At 41.1% G+C, this 18,514-nt stretch carries 15 protein-coding genes and 1 pseudogene; 9 read left to right on the top strand and 7 right to left on the bottom strand.

What is annotated here, in order from left to right; translation table 11 throughout:
• Positions 1-73 precede the first annotated feature (73 nt).
• The 4 genes from H6G28_RS19180 to H6G28_RS19195 form a co-directional block, all read right to left on the bottom strand.
• Entirely contained in the window at positions 74-1,324 is a 1,251-nt protein-coding gene (locus tag H6G28_RS19180) for a RuBisCO small subunit-like domain-containing protein (RefSeq protein ID WP_190673160.1), read from the bottom strand.
• 87 nt (positions 1,325-1,411) lie between these two features.
• Positions 1,412-1,792 carry a type II toxin-antitoxin system VapC family toxin gene (locus H6G28_RS19185; protein WP_190673162.1) on the bottom strand — a complete coding sequence of 127 codons (381 nt, stop codon included), beginning with the start codon at positions 1,790-1,792 and terminating at the stop codon, positions 1,412-1,414.
• Positions 1,792-2,016 carry a type II toxin-antitoxin system Phd/YefM family antitoxin gene (locus H6G28_RS19190; RefSeq protein WP_190588834.1) on the bottom strand — a complete coding sequence of 75 codons (225 nt, stop codon included), beginning with the start codon at positions 2,014-2,016 and terminating at the stop codon, positions 1,792-1,794. Before H6G28_RS19190 ends, H6G28_RS19185 begins: the two co-directional genes overlap by 1 nt.
• An 85-nt stretch (positions 2,017-2,101) precedes the next feature.
• A complete protein-coding gene (locus H6G28_RS19195; RefSeq protein WP_190673165.1) occupies positions 2,102-2,782 on the bottom strand; it encodes a Uma2 family endonuclease in 681 nt (226 codons plus the stop codon).
• 385 nt (positions 2,783-3,167) lie between these two features.
• Here H6G28_RS19195 and H6G28_RS19200 point away from each other — a divergent pair, with 385 nt between their 5' ends.
• The 4 genes from H6G28_RS19200 (at position 3,168) to ssuE (ending at position 7,082) form a co-directional block, all read left to right on the top strand.
• Positions 3,168-4,496: an FAD-dependent oxidoreductase gene (locus tag H6G28_RS19200; protein ID WP_190673168.1), complete on the top strand. Its 1,329-nt coding sequence runs from the start codon at positions 3,168-3,170 to the stop codon at positions 4,494-4,496.
• A 197-nt stretch (positions 4,497-4,693) separates the two neighbouring features.
• A complete protein-coding gene (gene ssuD, locus H6G28_RS19205) occupies positions 4,694-5,854 on the top strand; it encodes an FMNH2-dependent alkanesulfonate monooxygenase (RefSeq protein WP_190673172.1) in 1,161 nt (386 codons plus the stop codon).
• Positions 5,855-5,882: 28 nt separating this feature from the next.
• Positions 5,883-6,485, top strand: coding sequence for a beta-class carbonic anhydrase (locus H6G28_RS19210; protein ID WP_190673175.1), 603 nt, complete (start codon positions 5,883-5,885; stop codon positions 6,483-6,485).
• A gap of 30 nt (positions 6,486-6,515) precedes the next feature.
• Positions 6,516-7,082 carry an NADPH-dependent FMN reductase gene (gene ssuE, locus H6G28_RS19215; protein ID WP_190588843.1) on the top strand — a complete coding sequence of 189 codons (567 nt, stop codon included), beginning with the start codon at positions 6,516-6,518 and terminating at the stop codon, positions 7,080-7,082.
• Positions 7,083-7,199: 117 nt separating this feature from the next.
• On the opposite strand, the gene mgtE is transcribed toward ssuE, so the two are convergent.
• On the bottom strand, positions 7,200-8,600 hold the full coding sequence (mgtE, locus tag H6G28_RS19220) for a magnesium transporter (protein ID WP_190588845.1): 1,401 nt from the start codon (positions 8,598-8,600) through the stop codon (positions 7,200-7,202).
• A 438-nt stretch (positions 8,601-9,038) separates the two neighbouring features.
• Here mgtE and H6G28_RS19225 point away from each other — a divergent pair, with 438 nt between their 5' ends.
• The 5 genes from H6G28_RS19225 (at position 9,039) to H6G28_RS19245 (ending at position 17,990) form a co-directional block, all read left to right on the top strand.
• The gene (locus H6G28_RS19225) at positions 9,039-14,552 is read left to right on the top strand and encodes a translocation/assembly module TamB domain-containing protein (RefSeq protein WP_190673187.1); all 5,514 of its coding nucleotides are present in this window, start codon (positions 9,039-9,041) and stop codon (positions 14,550-14,552) included.
• A 386-nt stretch (positions 14,553-14,938) separates the two neighbouring features.
• On the top strand, positions 14,939-15,697 hold the full coding sequence (locus tag H6G28_RS19230) for an ATP-binding cassette domain-containing protein (RefSeq protein ID WP_190673202.1): 759 nt from the start codon (positions 14,939-14,941) through the stop codon (positions 15,695-15,697).
• Positions 15,694-16,323 (top strand): ABC transporter permease, encoded by a 630-nt coding sequence (locus H6G28_RS19235; protein ID WP_190673206.1) that lies wholly within the window; start codon positions 15,694-15,696, stop codon positions 16,321-16,323. Before H6G28_RS19230 ends, H6G28_RS19235 begins: the two co-directional genes overlap by 4 nt.
• 3 nt (positions 16,324-16,326) lie before the next feature.
• A complete protein-coding gene (locus tag H6G28_RS19240; protein ID WP_190673209.1) occupies positions 16,327-17,256 on the top strand; it encodes a glycine betaine ABC transporter substrate-binding protein in 930 nt (309 codons plus the stop codon).
• A gap of 11 nt (positions 17,257-17,267) precedes the next feature.
• Entirely contained in the window at positions 17,268-17,990 is a 723-nt protein-coding gene (locus H6G28_RS19245) for a phytochelatin synthase family protein (protein ID WP_190673212.1), read from the top strand.
• A gap of 4 nt (positions 17,991-17,994) precedes the next feature.
• Here H6G28_RS19245 and H6G28_RS19250 read toward each other — a convergent pair whose 3' ends face one another.
• Positions 17,995-18,231: a hypothetical protein gene (locus H6G28_RS19250; RefSeq protein ID WP_190588855.1), complete on the bottom strand. Its 237-nt coding sequence runs from the start codon at positions 18,229-18,231 to the stop codon at positions 17,995-17,997.
• Between the two features lie 149 nt (positions 18,232-18,380).
• Positions 18,381-18,514, bottom strand: a pseudogene (locus H6G28_RS19255) (IS630 family transposase); the annotation flags it as partial.

An 18,514-nucleotide genomic window follows, 5' to 3' on the forward strand; every position in this document is an offset into this window, starting at 1 on the left:
CAATCCTCAATGATGGACAAACACCTCTCCCTTGTCCTCCTTACCTCTATTGTTCACCTATCAAATAGGATGATTAATTTCTACTAGTCGGACGTTGAATAATTGTTTCCACAACTCGCCGTTTAGCTTTTGGGTCAATTCCTACCAAGCGGACATACTCACCGCTATATTCAGTAAGATGGGATTCTAAAGTTGAAATCGCATCAGATTCTGCATCAATGTGAATTGTCCCACAACTTTGCCAAGCACCTGTACGAAAGCGCCGTTCATCAACATGTTCAAAAGTAACTTTTAAACCTTGAGACAAAATTTGCCGAATTTGTTCTTGTGTTTCTAGTGATACATGCGTATTTAATGTTGATTGTTGACGAGATCCATTTGTTGACGGCTGAGGAGTTGGTGTTTCCACCACAGATGATGCTGGTTGATAATTTCTTCTACCTCGATTCAAGCGATTATATTCATCCACCAACTGCGAATTTTCCACCCGTTTTTGTTCACCAACCATAAAATTACCAGACTCAATTAAGTGAGATAAAGTAAAATCTGGCTTTTTAAATTCTGGCGGCCCTTCCACACTATTTACCACACGTAAAGATATGCGTTCATAACCAATTTGATGAATAAAGTTGCGGATTTGTTCATCATAAATTCGAGAACGCAACGCACTAAAAAAGTCAATTGATTGATTAGGAAAAGTATCAACTAACTGTTCAATATCCCGGTTAGAGAGTCCATCTGGTGCAAAAATTCCGCCAACAATTCCAATTTTGTCATCACGGTCAGGTTCCCAATAAAACTTTTCCATCCGTCCGTCTCGAATTAACGGTGCATACAACGTGGAAAAATCATTACCTGTAACAATAATTGGTACACGCCGGATGGGATTTGCATCATAGCTTCCTGGTAACTGCACATCTGTGGGATTATCCGCAATATTCATCAGTGTGGCATTTACCAACTGTGTGTTTACAGTATATTGAGTTCCTTCGTCAAAGCGGCCTGCACCTGCATCTAAATCGTTAATCATCAGCACGCACATTTTACCGCGCACTTTAATCAGTTCTGCTGTTTCTCGATAGCGTAGCCGAATCAACCGCGCCGGGTCTCCCGCGTCGGGACTTTCTAATTCGCCGCCAGAAATGAGTGTCACTTCCACACCCATTTTTTCAAAAGCTAATTCACACTGAAAGGTTTTTCCTTCACCTTTACGTCCATGAATGCCTAAAATCAAAGGAACTCTCACACCAGGAAGATTTAAGAAGTTCTTAGTGATGTGAACAGCAATTTTATCCAAAAATCGAGGAGCAATATAATAACTCATGAATATCCCTGGTGAAGACTGATTCAATAATGCTAAGTTTTTTTGGTAACGAATGTTTATTAATCTTGCGGTAGAATTTCAGCATCGCTACCACAAACGCTTGACCGGATAAGTATCAAAAATTGTATCAGCACTTAATATAGGTAGATTTTCTACTATTGCCTGAGCAATTAACATTTTGTCAAAAGGGTCACGATGGTGTAATGGCAGTTGGGAAACAGTTAAAATATGCTCAATTTCGATATTAATTATTTGAATACCATTCATAATGATTTGCTGATCAACAAACTCAGCAAAGCTTAAATTAAAATTTAGTTTGCCAATGCTGTGTTTGATTGCCATTTCCCAAATGCTGGCAATACTAAGAAAATTATCATTGTTTTCTATTTGCGATCGCAGACTATTACTAAGTCTTGAACTACCCAGAATAAACCAGATAAAAGTATGAGTATCTAAAAGTTGCTGCACTACATATACTCCTGAAATTCTTCTAATGGTTCGTCAAAGTCATCAGATATTGTCACTATTCCCTTAGCACTACCAAATTTGGGACGGCGTTTCACTGGCAATATAGGAATTAATTTCACAGCCTGCTGATTATCTTTTGTGATGATAATTTCTTCACCATCAAGCGCCGCGTCAATCAATTCTGATAAGTGTTGAGATGCTTCAGCTAAATTAATTTGCTGCATAAATACCTGTGAGTAATTGGGAGTTGGGAGTGAATTTGATTATTTTATATTCACAAATTATATAGCTTAAATTTGAATGAAAAATTTAAGATTTATTAGCTAATTCTTGTACAAATAGTTGATGTTCTTGTGAGTTCAAACCTCTTTGCAGTACTGCTAACACTTGGGTCATTTCTCCAGTTAACAGCGCAGTTACATCCAACCATAAACCAGGAAAGACATAACTTTTGATAATCCCATCTATATCAGATGTTAATGATTTATATTCACCATTCTCTAAAATAAACCAATCAAATTGATTCTCAAAAACCTGCCAAACAATATATTCTTTTACACCATTGCGTCGGTATACTCGCTTTTTATCATACAAGTCATTAGCCGCACTACTCGCAGCAACTTCGGCAATTAATTCTGGTGCGCCTTCTATATAATCATCTTCACTAATACTTGCTTGTCCACCCAGTTGTTCATCAATTAACAGCACAACATCCGGCTGTAGTTCATTATCTAAATCTAAGCGGACTGTGGAATTATCACCCAACTCCACGCCAGGGGTAGCAACTTTGTAAGTTCCTAGCCAAATTATCAAGTTTCCGTGGGGTTTTCCATGACTTTTAAAACGTAAGGGTGAGGCCACGTATACAACTCCTTCAATTAGTTCTGCTTTTTTAGTATGAGGCATGGCATAATAACGACGTTCAAATTCTTGGCGAGTTAGGCGATCGCCACTTTCTAAAGGTGGTATTTTAATATCTGATGCTGTCATAGTCAGATTCCTCGTAGGAGTTTTACTGCATCTAGTATAAGCAATTCTTAATTACAAAAAATTAACCAAGAATCCCAATTAGTAACAAAATGATTCGCCCAAAAAGCAAATTCTTACTTCTGACAGTGGTTGATTATTCATTTTTTGTATTACCATATAAGTTTGATTAGTGATTTTTTAATTCGCCATAAATATTATAAATTAATTTAATAATTTAATATAGTTATTCAAACTATGATCATTTCATAGACCTAGGAATCTAAAATTACTTGGATTTTGATAATAATTAATATGAGACTATGAAACTTTCTATCTAGCAGAATACGGAATTTTGACTGGCAAACTTGCAAATTATTCTCATCATCCATATATCAATTCTAAACTTATGCTAAAAAAAGTAGTGATTGTTGGCGCTGGCCCAAGTGGACTTTTATTAGCTCAGTATTTGTTACGTCGTGGTGATAATTATCAAGTAGAGATTTATGAGCGTCGCAGTGATCCTAGAATTGTAGCTTTTTCTAAATCCAGGACTTATCCTATCTCTCTCAACGAGAGAGGTATGTATGCTTTAAGACAAATTGAGGGATTAGAAGCAGCAGTCAAAGATATAAGTTTAGTTATGAATGGCACGATTTTTCATCAAAGGAATGGGAAAACTAGATATAGTCCGCGACAAAATCCTTTATTCACCCTTGATAGAACAAATTTAGCGATCGCAATTTTAGAAGACTTAACTAATAAGTATCATCATCGCTTAAATATTCACTTTGACTGTCAATGTCAGCAAGTTGATTTTGCGACTAAAACTTTAACAGTTATCAATAAATCTGAAGTATCAGAAGAAGTTGTTACTGTTCATTATGATTTTTTAGTTGGTGCTGATGGAGCCTGTTCGGCGGTTAGAGAAAGTTTGAAGTTGACCGCAAATTTTCCCTGTGAACAAAAATATATTCCCACAGATTATAAATCGTTTTTCTTACCTAATCTTGATGCTAACTCCAAGATTAATTTAGCCGCAGATAAAATCCATTCTTGGATGCTGAAAGATGGCACAGTTGTGTTCTTACTCCATCAATTAGGCAAAACTATGAGTGGAATTATTCACTTTCCTCGTCAGCAAAATCAAGTAGCTAATCTTGCCACCCAGCAAGAAGTATTAAACTTTTTTCAAGCAAATTTTCCAGACATTGGTCAATTAATGCCAGCATCAGAGGCGGAAGCTTTTGGTAATAAACAACCATCAACAGTGTTAACAGTTCGCTGTCAAAGTTACCATTATGGTGATAGTGTATTGCTAATAGGTGATGCGGCTCACGCTGTATCTCCATCCATTGGTCAAGGTTGCAATGCTGCTCTGGAAGATGTATTGATATTTGACCAGCTTTTAGATGAATATTCTGATAATATCCCACAGGCGATCGCACAATTTACTGTGCGCCGTCAGCCCGATGGTTATGCTTTAGTAGAACTGGGAAATCATGCGTTTCCTTTATCCCAGGGTTTATTTATTGAGTATCTGATTAGAGACATTTCCGCCAAAATTCTCCACAAATTATTCCCCAAAAATTTTGCCCAGCCGCTATTTTATTTAATCTCAGAAACTACTGTTCCTTATGCAGAGATTTTGAATTTATATCAAGGTTGGATTGCTAAAGTCAAGAAATCCAATGAAAAATTCCAAGACTTACCCAATAACTCCCTCAACCTCTTATAACTTTGCGTCCTACCCTGCGGGAAAGCGTCTCCTTTTGGGAGAAGACTCGCTAATGGGTTCAGCAGTGAGGGAGTCGGGGACTAAAAGCAGAAATTTGCCAAAGTCCCTTGCTTCCCTGGGTTCAATGTGTGATACTCTTAATCCAAGATAAAGTACGGTAAATCGATAAAGTTACCGAGTTAAAAAGGATAGGATTCATGCAGCTACTCTGGTTCATCCCTACCCACGGCGATGGGCGCTACTTAGGAACAGCAACAGGCGGTAGAACTGTTAGCTTTCAATATTTTCGGCAAATTGCACAGGCAGTGGATGACCTGGGTTACACAGGGGCTTTATTACCTACGGGTAGGTCTTGCGAAGATGCCTGGGTTGTGGCATCAACTCTAGTATCATTAACTCAACGGATGCGTTTTTTGGTGGCGATACGTCCGGGTTTGATGTCGCCAACGTTAGCCGCGAGGATGGCGGCGACGTTTGACCGCCTGTCTGGGGGGAGGTTGTTGATTAATGTCGTGACGGGTGGTGATCCGGTGGAGGCGGCTGGAGATGGCTTGCATTTGGATCACGATGAGCGTTATGAATTAACAGATGAATTTTTGACGGTATGGCGATCGCTTGTTAGTAGCGAAACAGTTGACCTCAAAGGTGAGTATCTAGATATTCAAGGCGGCAAAATTGTGTTTCCGCCTGTACAGCAACCCTATCCGCCGTTATGGTTTGGTGGTTCCTCAGCCATTGCCCAAAAAATCGCCGCCAAGCACGTAGATGTTTATTTAACTTGGGGTGAACCACCAGCGCAAGTTGCTGAGAAAATTGCCGCAGTTCGCAAACTTGCAGAGATTGAAGGTAGAACTTTACGGTTTGGCATTCGGCTGCACGTTATTGTGCGGGAAACTGAAACTGAAGCTTGGGACGCAGCTAATCAATTGATTCGCTATGTGGATGATGAAGCGATCGCCAAAGCCCAAAAAGTTTATGCGCGGATGGATTCGGAAGGGCAACGCCGCATGAGTCAGCTACACAAAGGTAGCCGCGAAACACTCGAAATTAGTCCAAATTTGTGGGCGGGTGTGGGTTTAGTGCGCGGTGGGGCAGGTACAGCACTGGTAGGTGATCCCGATACAGTCGCCGCCAGAATGCAGGAATATGCAGACTTGGGAATTGAAACCTTTATTCTTTCTGGCTATCCCCATTTAGAAGAAGCTTATCGCGTTGCAGAATTATTATTCCCCCGTTTGCCGTTAGAAAACTTGCCCAAAGTTGAAGAACAACACATCATCAGTCCCTTTGGCGAGATTGTTGCTAATGAAGAATTTCTGAAGCAGCAGCCTCAGCACAAAGCTGCGTCCATATCCTAAAAAGTCAAGGAATGGGAGATTAGCCGCTATGTTACATCAACAAATTGACGAACAAATTGCCCAAAAAGAAGCTTGGTCATTGCGGCGACAGTTAGGCATACCCAACAATAAACGCTTGTGGGTACTAGCCTGCATGGACGAACGTTTACCAGTAGAAAAAGCTTTAGGAATTGGCGAAGGCGATGCACATATTTTTCGTAACGCTGGCGGGTTAGTTACAGATGATGCCATTCGGTCGGCGATGTTAACCACACAGTTTTTTAACACCAAAGAAATTATTGTGATTAACCATACCGAGTGCGGCATGATGAGTGCTTCTGGAGACTTTCTGAGTGAAGTGTTACGCAGCCGAGGGATTGATGTAGATGCAGTTGCAGTTGATCCCGCCTTACCAGAGTTGAAACTACCCAAAGGTGTGTTTTCCAAATGGATTAAAACCTTTACCGATGTGGACGAAATCTGCAAACAGCAGGTGGAATTGTTACGTCAATCTCCGTTGATTCCCGATGATGTGGTGATTCATGGCTACATCTGGGAAGTTGAGACTATGAGTTTACGCCGCCCCTACGAACGTTTAAGTGAGAAGGTCAACACAGCCGAGGCTATGCAGACCAAGACAAAATCACCGTGAATTAATTGTATAAATTAGGAGTGTATTTACATGACTCGGATTTTAGCGATCGCTGGTAGTCCTTCCCATCCTTCCAGAACCTACGGAATTTTGGAATATGCTGCCAAACTATTAGAAAAAGAAGGTCTACACATAGATATTATTTCTGTGCGCGATTTACCTGCGGAAGATTTAGTCTTTGGCAAGTATGACAGCCCCGCCTTAGAACAACCCAAAGCTTTATTAGCCCAAGCCGACGGCGTAATTATTGCCACCCCAATCTACAAAGCTGCTTATACAGGCATACTCAAAGCATTTTTAGACTTACTCCCGCAAAAATCATTGACTGGCAAAGTCGTGTTACCCTTAGCAACTGGCGGCACAATTGCCCATTTGTTAGCCATTGAATATGCCCTGAAACCCATCTTAGGCGAGTTAGGCGCACGGCATATTCTCGCCACCGTGTATGCAGTTGACAAACAAATTCAAAAGCAACCTGATGATAGCGTCCTGCTAGATGAGGAACTGGAACAACGGCTAAAAGACGTGCTGCAAGAGTTCGCCAAGGCTGTGAAATTCTCCGCGATTGAATCTCCACAACTAGCACACGCTAACTAATACACAAGTTTATACCTCCGCTTACTTGCTACAGATGGGTAAATTTTATCCATCTGTTTACTTTTGACTTTTGATTTTTTACTTTTGACTTCTCCGGCTTTGCCGGAGTGCCTCTTGCTATAACTTTAAAATTACCCGTGCCAAATTGAAATAAATCAAGACCCCTAAGACATCAACGGCTGTGGTGATAAATGGTGCAGACATCAAAGCCGGGTCTAAACGTAACATCCGAAATAAAAATGGCAGTGTGGAACCAGAAACCGAAGCTAAAACCGAAATCGCCACTAAACTAGTACCGACGGCGATCGCAACTTCAATTCTGCCTTGTAAAAAATATGCCCAAATTGTAGCGATAATCCCCAGCATACCACCCAAGAGTAAACCAGCGATCGCTTCTCTGCCAATTACTTGCCATGTGCCGAGTGAGCGAATTTCTTCAGTATTCATCCCCCGAATTACTACTGTCGAAGATTGAGCGCCAACGTTACCGCCTGTTCCTGTTAATAACGGAATAAATGCTGTTAGCGTAACTACTTTGGTTAAAATATCTTCTTGGGATTTAATAATTGTGCCTGTAACAGTATTAGTAATTAATAAAACAAATAACCATACGACTCGTTTACGAGCAACTTCCATCAAGTTCATCTGGAAATAATTATCGCCACTCGACTGTACACCACCACCTAACGCATAAATATCTTTGGTGGTTTCTTCTTGTAAAATATCAATTACATCATCAACCGTAACAATACCAACTAAAAGCTGTTGTTTGTCTACTACAGGTACAGCTAAAAAGTCATATCTTTGGATAACTCTTGCTACTTCTTCTTGGTCTGTATCTGTGCGAACAAATATCACATCACGGGTCATAATTTCCCCAATGATTTGTTCTGGTTGAGATGTTACCAAATCTCGCAAAGATACAATCCCTGTCAAGCGTCTTTCTGCATCTGTGACGTAGAGATAGTAAATTATTTCGCTGGCATTAGCTAAACGACGAATCCGCTCTAGAGCCTGAGTAACTGTAATATTTTCCTTGAGAGAAATAAACTCTAAAGTCATAATTCGTCCGGCTGTATTAGGTTCATAACCTAACAGCAAAGCCGTAGCTTGACGTTCTACCGGACTTAATTGTTCTAGTAAACGGTTGACAACTTTGGCAGGTAATTCATCAAATAATCTTGCTCTGTCATCCGAAGACATTTGATCGACAATATCACGAACTTCTTGACTTTTTAATTCTTCAATTAATCGTTCTTGTACACTATAGTCAAGATACTCGTAAACTGCGATCGCTTCATCTTTAGAAAGTAAACGAAAAGCTAAAGCGTGCATCGCTTCCGGTAAACCTTCAATTGCTTCAGCAATATCCGCAGGTTGTACGGGTACAAGAATTGATTTTGCCGCTTGTAAATCTGCTGCTTCTAACAGCATTTGCAGTTGAGTTCTGACTAAATCTCGCAATTCTCTACGGGACACATCCTGGAACGGAGAATTTAAGTTGTTTGTCTCAGTCAATTTCCACTTTCCTCAGCCAGTTTTAATAAGGTTGCTGCCCCTAGTCTATGAGACAATGCCGGAAGATGAAACCTTAAATGATGTAACTTTTTTTACTTTAAATCAACTTTTCTCAAATTTTTCCTATTAACGTAGCAAATAGACTGTTAATTAATGCTCAAAACTTAGTCAGGAAGATGAGGGTGTACTTCGACTGCGCTCAGTAACCAAGGTATTTTGGTGATGAGGATATAAGGATATGAGGGTATAAAACTTAAAAAGCAAAAATCCTAACTTTTACCTCCTGCCTTCTGCTTCCTGCCTTCTGCTTCCTGCCATCCCTCATTAGAAGGAACTACTAATCTATCTAGAACAAGTTTTGAAAACTTCGGCAAAACAACTATGGTGTTTTCGGGTAATAATAAACTTTGTTACTCGATAGCGTTGCTGGTAACGGAAATGACGCGCCCTCCCAACTCAGAGAATGATCAGGAGCCAATTAACCGTCGTTTATATCTCCTACTTTTCAGTCGTAGTAGTTTAGTTATAGGAATTTTCTTGCTTGCTGGTATTGCATCAGGAATTTGGTGGGCAAGAAATTATGTATATAACGATTTAGCGCCGTTAGTAGAGACAAATCTAGAACAATTACTAGGACGACCAATTAATCTAGGACAAGTGGAGTCTTTTTCACTTTCGAGCCTGAGATTTAGTTCTTTATCCATACCTGCAACATCTACTGATGCTGACCAAGTAACAGCAAAGGCTGTTGAGGTGCAGTTTGCGCTGTTACCAGTCATTTTCAGCCGTACACTACCGTTAAATGTCACTTTGGTGCAGCCGCGTGTGTTTATTCAACAAGATCAAGATGGTCGTTGGGTGACAGCAGAGGTGAACAGTGGCGAAGGTCAAGGAATTATTCAAACGCAATTACAAACACTGCAAATTGTTGATGGCAGTGTAGAACTTTTACCAGCCCCTGCACCAACTAAACCAAAAGGTTCTGTAATAATTAATCAATTCGCTGGTGGGGCGCGATTTGCACCAAATAATACAGAGATTGGTTACGAAATTAATGGTCAATTTGCTAGAGGTGGTGCGGTTAAAATTACTGGGTCAACACAACCAAAAGCACAAAAAACTAATCTACAGGTTGTCGCCCAAAGTTTACTAGCATCTGATGTTAGTCGATTAATTCAGTTACCCATTGTTTTGCAAGCAGGAAGAGTTAGTGCTGACTTGGGTGTGCAGATTCCTGCAAATGCGTCAGAGATAGCGATTACCGGGACAGCTACTCCGTATCAAGTCACAGCCCAAATTCAAAATATACCCCAACGCTTCATTAATTCTAACGGTAGATTAGTATTTCAAGGTCAGGCGATCGCATTAGATAATCTCACCACAAATTTGGGCAAAGTTCCTCTCCTGGCAAATGGTACAGTCAATCTCAAAACAGGTTTTGACCTTTCTGCCCAGGTAAAACCCGTCAGTGCGAAAAATCTTTTAGATACCTTCAACGTTAAATCTCCCGTTGTCGCCACTGGAGAAGTCCAAGCCAAGGTCAAGGTGCAAGGTTCTCTGCAACAGCCAGTTCTTAGCGGTACAGTCAGCAACACCAAACCTCTGCAAGTTGACCGGGTGCAGTTCCAAGCTGTCAATACTGACTTTCGCCTCAATGTCAATAAAAATGCTTCTCAAATCACCGTCTCAAATCTCAAACTTGTTCCCGCCGCAGGTGGAATCATTACAGGTGGTGGTCAAGCAATATTAGGGGGTCGAGTAAAATTTGACCTACAAGCCGAAGGTATTTCAGGAGATATACTGGCGCAAAGATACGGGTTTACACCACCAATTAGCATCGGTAATGTCTCAGCTAATACACAAATCACTGGCTCCCTCGGCAAACAACCTTTAATCCTCAACATTGCCAGAATCTTAGTGCAACCACCAGCCGGAGGGCAAATTGTCGGCGGTGGTCAAGTGCAACTAGCGCCCCAAGGTAGAGTATTGTTGAATGTTCTCGCCCAAAATTTGCCAGGGGATGTCATCGCCAAAACCAACAACTCTGCATCTAGCATCAAAGTTGGGAATGTCTCAGCCAATGCTAGGGTGTTTGGCTATCTGGGGAATTTGCGGACAGTCGCCCAAGTACAAGCGCCGAATGCTACCTACCCAACTATCGGTGCAGCAGTAATTGAGCAACAAGGGCAGAATCTTGTTTTGCCAACGGCTGTGTTTGATGTAGCAGGTAATACCATCACTGCTAAGGGGCGGGTTTCCCAAAACCGTTGGCAAGCTGTTGTTAATACCGAAAAAGTTCAGTTAAGCCGATTTAAAGAAATTCCCGCCCAATTCCAAGGTGTATTAACGAGTGCATCGGTGAGTTTGTCGGGTAGTACGAAATCTTTTCAAGCCACAGGGGAAGCAAATCTCAACCTGGCGGGGGGTAGAGTCAATATCAGGGATATTAACTTGAATAATAGTCGCTGGCAAGCAGTGGCGAATGCTTCCCAAATTCAACTCAGCCGTTTTTCCCAGATTCCTGCCCAATTTCAGGGAGTATTAACTAGTGCTTCTGTGAATTTATCAGGCAGCACGAAATCTTTCCAACCAGAAACTATTCAAGCTTCTGGACAAGCAAACTTGAGTGTGGCGGGGGGTACAGTTAACATTAGGGATGCTAACCTGAATAATGGTCGCTGGCAAGCAGTGGCAAATGCTTCTCAAATTCAACTCAACCGTTTTTCACCCCAACTACGCGGTAGGCTGAATGGGAATGTGCAGGTGGCTGGGAATACAAAATCTTTTGCCTTAGCAGATATTCGCGCCGCCGGACAACTCCGCGCCAACCAAGGAATAGCACAGTTAGCACAACCATTGTCAGCCGAGTTTCGCTGGAATGGTCAGCAAATTATTGTGCCACGGGCGACGACACCGGGGGTAAGTGCGAGTGGTGCGATCGCTGTACAATTACCAGCAACAGGTACACCGAAAATCACCGGCTTTAATTTTGATGTCCTGGCGCAGAATTTCAACCTCAACAATACTGGTGTGCAAGTTCCCGGAGATATCGCCTTATCAGGTTTTATCGATTTTAATGGGCGAGTCACAGGTACTCCAGAAGTCCCCCAAGCCACAGGTAATGTACGACTGCGGAATTTCAATGTCGGAAACGTGGCATTTGACCCCGTTTTAACTGGTAATGTGAATTTTCAAGGCGGACAAGGGGGAAGTCTGCGCCTCGCAGGTACACAAGATAGGATAGCTTTGAACCTCGATGGTAATTATCGCCCAACTTCCTTTTTAGTCCGGCGTGATGGCGCTGTCACCACAGGTAGAACCGAGGGAGATAATTTAATTATCAACGCCCAACAATTTCCCATCGCTTTGGTTGGCGGCTTTTTACCTAACAATAATTTAAAACCCTTGGGTGGGCAATTATCAGGCAATTTAGTAGTTAATCTGAATAATTATGCCTTGGCGGGAGATGTGGCAATTTCTCAGCCCCGTGTTGCCAGAGTTTCAGCTGAAGAATTTCGTGGTAGTTTTAACTATGCCAATGGTTCGGCTAACTTAACTAATGGTCTCTTACGTCTGGGAGAAAGTAGCATCGCCCTGAGTGGGAGTGTGCAAACTGGCAATAACCCCCAATTTCAAGTCCAAGCGAATTTAGTAGAAACGAGAATACAAGAACTTTTACAAGCGTTTAATATCTACGATTTTCAAGATTTAAGTACAGGTACAGAACCACCCACACTAGCAGGTGCAACCGCACTCAACACCACATCTGTGCGCTTACCAAATGCAGACTTAAAAACCCAACTCGAATATTTCTCTAAAATTGCCACAGTCGCAGAACAGCAACAACAGCAAGACAAAAAACAAGCGCCGCCTTTACCCAGCTTGGCAGAATTAACGGGTGCTTTGAATGGAACCTTAGTAGCCAGTGGTTCTTTAAAATCTGGGTTGAATGCTGGGTTTAATCTCCAAGGTAATAACTGGCAATGGGGACAATATACGATTAATCAAGTGATAGCTCAAGGTAATTTTGCCAATGGTGTTGTGACACTTTCACCCTTGAGTATTGGCATCAATCAAGGACAGGTAGCTTTTGCCGGCAAATTAGGCTTGAATCAACTGGCGGGACAGTTGAATGTAGAGAGTTTACCGCTATCTTTATTTCAGCCGTTTATTGCCCAATATCCGCTAGATGTCACAGGTGAAGTGAATGCTGTGGCTAATTTACAAGGTAATTTCCTCAACCCCAGCGTAAATGGTGAAGTATCACTGGCGAATGCGACTCTGAATAACCAACCAGTGCAGACAGGACAGGTAAAATTTGCCTACGAAAATGCCCGCTTAAATTTTGACAGTACGCTACTGCTGACAGGAACTCAACCCATCACAGCTACAGGTAGTATTCCTGCACCCTTACCTTTTACCTTTGCCAAACCAGCTAGTAATCAAATTAGTGTCCAGGCGAATGTGAGTAACGAAGGTTTAACACTGTTAAATCTGCTGACTAACAATCAAGTCTCATGGCTAGATGGACAAGGACAAGTGGCTGTGAATGTTGGCGGGACTTTAAACCAGCCAATTATTAACGGCAATGCCACATTGAATAATGCTACTATTCGCGCTCAAGCTTTATCGGAACCGCTCACAAATGTCACGGGAACAGCCCAGTTTAACGGCAATATAATAAATATAGAAGGTATTCAAGCTAATTACAATCAAGGGTTAGTCACAGCATCGGGAATTTTGCCAATTTTTACACCCCAGTCCAATACAACCAATCCTTTGACAGTATTAATAGAAAAACCCCTAGATTTTCAAGTTCCTGGTTTGTATGCAGGTGGTGTGAGCGGTAATGCGGTGATTCAAGGAACAGCACTCAAACCACAAATTGGCGGTGAAATTGAACTGAGTGATGGACAGGTAATTATTGGCAACTCCACCACTGCTAACACTCAACCAACAACAAACGATAATATTGACATCAATATTAGTGCCGTTACACCCACAGAAACTAAACCTAACTCTACGACTACTGCTGCTGTAACTAGACCTAATTTACCTGTGGCGTTTGACAACTTACGCTTGAGTTTGGGTGATGATGTGCGGGTGACAAGTCAATCTTTACTCAGTTTTGTACCGGGAGTAGGCGGCTTTAGTCAACCCATACTCAGTTTTAACGCCAAAGGTGACTTAACAATTAACGGTACATTAGCCAAACCTCTCCCCGAAGGAGAAATTCGATTAACAGGCGGAAGAGTCAGTTTATTTAGCACCGAGTTCACCTTAGAACGCGGCTATGAACAAACAGCCATCTTTACCCCCAGTCAAGGACTTGATCCTACCTTGAATGTGCGACTGTTAGCGATCGTCCCTGAAACTTCAGCAATCAATAATCGGATTTTAAGATCCCCTGCATCGGCAGAAATCAGCGATGCTTCTGCGATCAATTTTGGCACTTTACGCACCGTGCGCGTACAAGCAAGGGTGACAGGACGTGCTAGTAGATTAAACGAAAATTTAGAATTGACAAGTCAACCCCGCCGCAGTCAAGGAGAAATTGTCGCTTTACTGGGTGGCTCAATTTTGAATAATTTTGCTCAAACCGGAGATATCACCCAAGGGTTAACTAATTTTGCTGGCACGACGATTTTAGGTAGTTTACAAGGTACGATTACTGCGATCGGTCAAGCAATTGGTTTTAGTGAATTTCGCATCTTTCCTACTCCCATTACAGATCAAACAGCAAGACGCTCATCAGTTCTCGATTTATCAGCCGAAGGTGTATTCAACCTAAATCGAGATTTTTCTGTTTCTTTATCACGACCATTATTTAGTAGTGATGCGTCCTTCCGTTACAACGTCCTTTATCGACTCAATGACGAAATTTTAGTACGCGGCGCAACCGATTTGGGCAATGAAAATCTACTGTTCTTTGAATATGAAACTCGATTTTAACATCAACATTACGCACAATGGTTGTCTGTGAGGGTATAGCAATCCTATCTGAAGTTGTGAAAAAGTATTTTTTTTAACGTAGACGCGAAGCGGCTTCCCGTTCGCGTAGCGTCTCCCTTTGGGAGAAGGGTACCGCAAAGGACGCAAAGGACACAAAGAAAGAAAAGAAAGAGAATTTCACAAATGATTTAGGATTGCTATATAAGGGTTTTGAACACTTACAGACCTATACCTCCTCGTAATGACATCTTACTCTTTGCGCCTTTGCGCCTTTGCGCCTACCCTGCGGGAAGCCGCTACCGCGTCTATGCGTGAGACAAAAGTCTATATTTACTTATTAGCAAAATCAGTAATAATAGCTTCAAGTTAACGACCAACAGTCAACTATGTCGCAAAATCGCTCAATTGCTGTTGAATTCCGCGATGTCAGCTTTAGCCGCAACCGTCGCAATTTAGTATCAAATCTTAATTTTTCGATTCGTCAAGGAGAAGCATTAATATTACTTGGACGCAGTGGTAGCGGTAAAACTACCACGATGAAATTAATTAATCGTCTGTTTACGCCAACCACAGGTGAAGTCGTATTTGATGGAACTCTGACAAGTCAATGGGATGAAATTAAACTGCGGCGCAAAATTGGTTATGTAATTCAAGAAACTGGTTTATTTCCCCATTTCACAGTAGAACGTAATGTTGGTTTAGTTCCTAGTTTAGAAGGTTGGAAACCGAAACAAATTAAAACAAGAGTTTATGAATTGTTGCAATTGGTAGGGTTAGATCCTGTGCAGTTTGCTGGGCGTTATCCCCATCAACTTTCGGGGGGACAGCGACAAAGGGTAGGCGTAGCGAGAGCGTTAGCCGCAGATCCCCCAGTTTTGTTAATGGATGAGCCTTTTGGCGCACTTGACCCTATTACGCGCTTAGAATTGCAACAGGAGTTTCGGCGGTTACAGCAAGAACTCGGTAAGACGGTGGTGTTTGTAACGCACGATATCCAAGAGGCGTTTGTCTTAGCTTCTCGAATTGGGTTAATGTATGACGGAGAACTGGTAGTATTAGGTACAAAGGAGGAGTTTCTGCGATCGCAACATCCAGAAAGCCTGGCTTTTCTTCAATGTCTGCGTTCTCTGCAAGACAATTTATGAAAGACTTTTTCTTGATTAAGTATGCCCCAGAAATTTTACAGCACACGCTGGAACATTTATTTTTGGTAAGCATTGCCATTACAATTGCCACACTTGTTGGCATTCCTTTAGGTATTTTAATTACCCGTCAAACTCGTTTGCGTCAACCCATTTTGGGTATTGCCAATGTATTGCAAACTATTCCAAGTTTGGCATTATTTGGTTTACTAATTCCTGTCCCGATTATTGGTGGAATTGGTGTTGTCCCAGCTATTGTGGCTTTGACTTTATATTCTTTTCTGCCGATAATTCGCAATACTTACACAGGTATTACCAGTGTAGATCCGGCAATTATCGAAGCTGGTAGAGGCATGGGAATGACTGATCAAGAATTATTATTACAAGTCGAAATTCCCTTAGCAATGAGTGTAATTTTGGCAGGTGTAAGAGTTGCGGCAGTGATAGGTATTGGTGTTGCTACAATTGCGGCTGCTATTGGCGCTGGTGGTTTAGGCGTGTTTATTTTTCGCGGTATTGCGGTAGTAAATAATGATTTAATTTTAGCTGGGGCAGTACCAGCCGCCGTAATTGCTTTACTGGCAGATTTGTTAATTGGGTTGTTGGAAACCAGATTAAAAGTTAAATAAGTAATGAAAAGATTTTTAATATTTTTTATTTTAACTTTTACTTTAGTAGTGGCGATCGCAGCTTGTAACCCTAGCGCGAATAATACCACGGGCGATATTGTTGTTGCTTCTAAAGATTTTACCGAACAAGATATTTTAGGCGAACTCTTAGCCCAACAAATTGAAGCAACAACTAATCTCAAAGTTGTCCGTCGTCCCCGTTTAGGCGGTTCTTTTGTTTGTCATAATGCTATTCTGGCTGGAAAAATTGATGCTTATATTGAATACACGGGTACAGCTTTTACTGGTATTTTAAAACAAAAAGCCGTCAATGACCCAAAAGTAGTTTACGAGAAATTAAAACAAATATATGACCAAAAATTTAAGCTGGAAGTGATGCCTAGCTTAGGTTTTGAAAATACTTTCGCAATGGTAATTCGTGGTGAAGATGCCAAGAAATATAATATTCAAACTTTATCTCAGGTTGCCCAATATACACCCCAATGGCGCGGCGGGTTTGGCTACGAATTTTTAGAACGAGAAGATGGTTTTCCAGGTTTAGCTAAAACTTACGATTTGCGTTTTTCTAAATCACCGCAAATTATGGACTTGGGTTTAATATATCGAGCTTTGGTGCAGAAGCAAGTAGATATGGTGGCGGGAAATTCGACTGATGGACAAATTACGCGCTTAGGTTTGGCTGTATTAAAGGATGATAAACAATATTTTCCCCCTTACGAAGCTACGCCAATTGTTAGACAAGAAGTGTTGAATAAATACCCGGAGTTGAAAAGTGCGATCGCTCAACTTTCTGGTAAAATTTCCGCAGATGAAATGCGGCAGTTAAATTATTTAGTTGAAGGGGAGTTACGAGATATTAAAGAGGTTGTGCGTGAGTTTCTTAAATCTAAGGAGTTAGGTTCACGAAGAGGAGCAGAGGCGCGAAGTTTTTAAGTGGGAAATTTATGAAGTTAAACACAACTTTTCAAACTGCAATTATCTGGTTTTTTGTTTCTAGTGGAACTGTTATTGCTCAAACATTACCCCTTTCCAATAACTTGATTGCTTTTAATTCTAAGGAGGGAGAGAAGTTATTAATTCAAAGTCGCTCCAGAGAAGATTTCTTTTCTTTGAGTATGCAGTTTGTCACGCAACATAATCAAGCTTTTTGTGGTGTTGCTAGTAGTGTGATGGTGTTAAATGGTTTAGGAGTTGTCGCACCAGAATCACCACAATATTCTCCTTATAGAGTGTTCACCCAAGAAAACTTTTTTAGCAATGAAAAAACTAAAAAAGTCATTGCACCTGAAGTTGTCGCTCGTCAAGGAATGACTTTAGCAGAATTAGGCGGATTAATTGCTAGTTATGATGTCCAAGTCAAGGTTTATCATGCAGCCGATACGAATTTAGAACAGTTTCGTAAGCTAGTTTCGACAAATTTAAAGCAATCTAATAATTTTGTCATAGTGAATTATTTACGTAAAGAAATTGGTCAAGAAAAAGGTGGGCATATTTCACCAATTGCTGCTTACAATGAGCAGACAGATAGATTTTTAATTATGGATGTTTCTCGTTATAAATATCCACCAGTGTGGGTGAAAGCCGCGGATTTATGGAAGGCGATAAACACCACAGATACAGTTTCCGGTAAGACACGCGGCTTTGTTTTAGTGAGTAAAGTTAATTAAGTTCCTAAATCCCCGGAGCATTGTCCATCAAAGCATTTAACATCTGCTGGAATTTTTGGCGGAACACTACAGCTAATAAACCGCAAAATATTGTAGTTGCTGCCATCACCCACCAAAAGTGAGTGATGTGCCATAGTCCGCCGAACAGGGCAAAGATGATTAGTCCAGCACCAGCCCCCCCTGCAAACAGTAGAGTTGTTTCTTTAGCGGTTTGTTTGAAGATGCGTGGTTTTGATTCCATAAGATTATCTCCTGCTCCCTTAAGCACTCGTTACTTTATTGTAGCGAGATGATATTGATATGAATTTAGAAAGTATTGATCTATGAAAATTTAAATAATTAACTGCGATATCAAGCGATAGGCTAAGACATATAGCAATCCTAAATCAGTTATGAGAAAACACCATAGGTATGGAGTTTGGGAAAGTCAAAAATTTGACCGTGAATTGCTAGTTCAAATAACGCTTTCACCACAGTAAAAGAATGACAGAAAAAATAAAACTCTCTGATGAATCGTTTGGCGT

It is taken from the genome of Nostoc sp. FACHB-190 (assembly GCF_014696905.1).
Taxonomy (GTDB): domain Bacteria; phylum Cyanobacteriota; class Cyanobacteriia; order Cyanobacteriales; family Nostocaceae; genus Nostoc_B.

Coding starts and splice junctions, on each gene's coding strand:
- H6G28_RS19230 (WP_190673202.1), top strand. CDS start 14,939: ATGTCGCAAAATCGCTCAATTGCTGTTGAATTCCGCGATGTCAGCTTT.
- H6G28_RS19210 (WP_190673175.1), top strand. CDS start 5,883: ATGTTACATCAACAAATTGACGAACAAATTGCCCAAAAAGAAGCTTGG.
- H6G28_RS19245 (WP_190673212.1), top strand. CDS start 17,268: ATGAAGTTAAACACAACTTTTCAAACTGCAATTATCTGGTTTTTTGTT.
- ssuE (WP_190588843.1), top strand. CDS start 6,516: ATGACTCGGATTTTAGCGATCGCTGGTAGTCCTTCCCATCCTTCCAGA.
- H6G28_RS19225 (WP_190673187.1), top strand. CDS start 9,039: ATGACGCGCCCTCCCAACTCAGAGAATGATCAGGAGCCAATTAACCGT.
- H6G28_RS19195 (WP_190673165.1), bottom strand. CDS start 2,782: ATGACAGCATCAGATATTAAAATACCACCTTTAGAAAGTGGCGATCGC.
- H6G28_RS19190 (WP_190588834.1), bottom strand. CDS start 2,016: ATGCAGCAAATTAATTTAGCTGAAGCATCTCAACACTTATCAGAATTG.
- H6G28_RS19200 (WP_190673168.1), top strand. CDS start 3,168: ATGCTAAAAAAAGTAGTGATTGTTGGCGCTGGCCCAAGTGGACTTTTA.
- H6G28_RS19240 (WP_190673209.1), top strand. CDS start 16,327: ATGAAAAGATTTTTAATATTTTTTATTTTAACTTTTACTTTAGTAGTG.
- H6G28_RS19235 (WP_190673206.1), top strand. CDS start 15,694: ATGAAAGACTTTTTCTTGATTAAGTATGCCCCAGAAATTTTACAGCAC.
- H6G28_RS19180 (WP_190673160.1), bottom strand. CDS start 1,324: ATGAGTTATTATATTGCTCCTCGATTTTTGGATAAAATTGCTGTTCAC.
- H6G28_RS19250 (WP_190588855.1), bottom strand. CDS start 18,231: ATGGAATCAAAACCACGCATCTTCAAACAAACCGCTAAAGAAACAACT.
- ssuD (WP_190673172.1), top strand. CDS start 4,694: ATGCAGCTACTCTGGTTCATCCCTACCCACGGCGATGGGCGCTACTTA.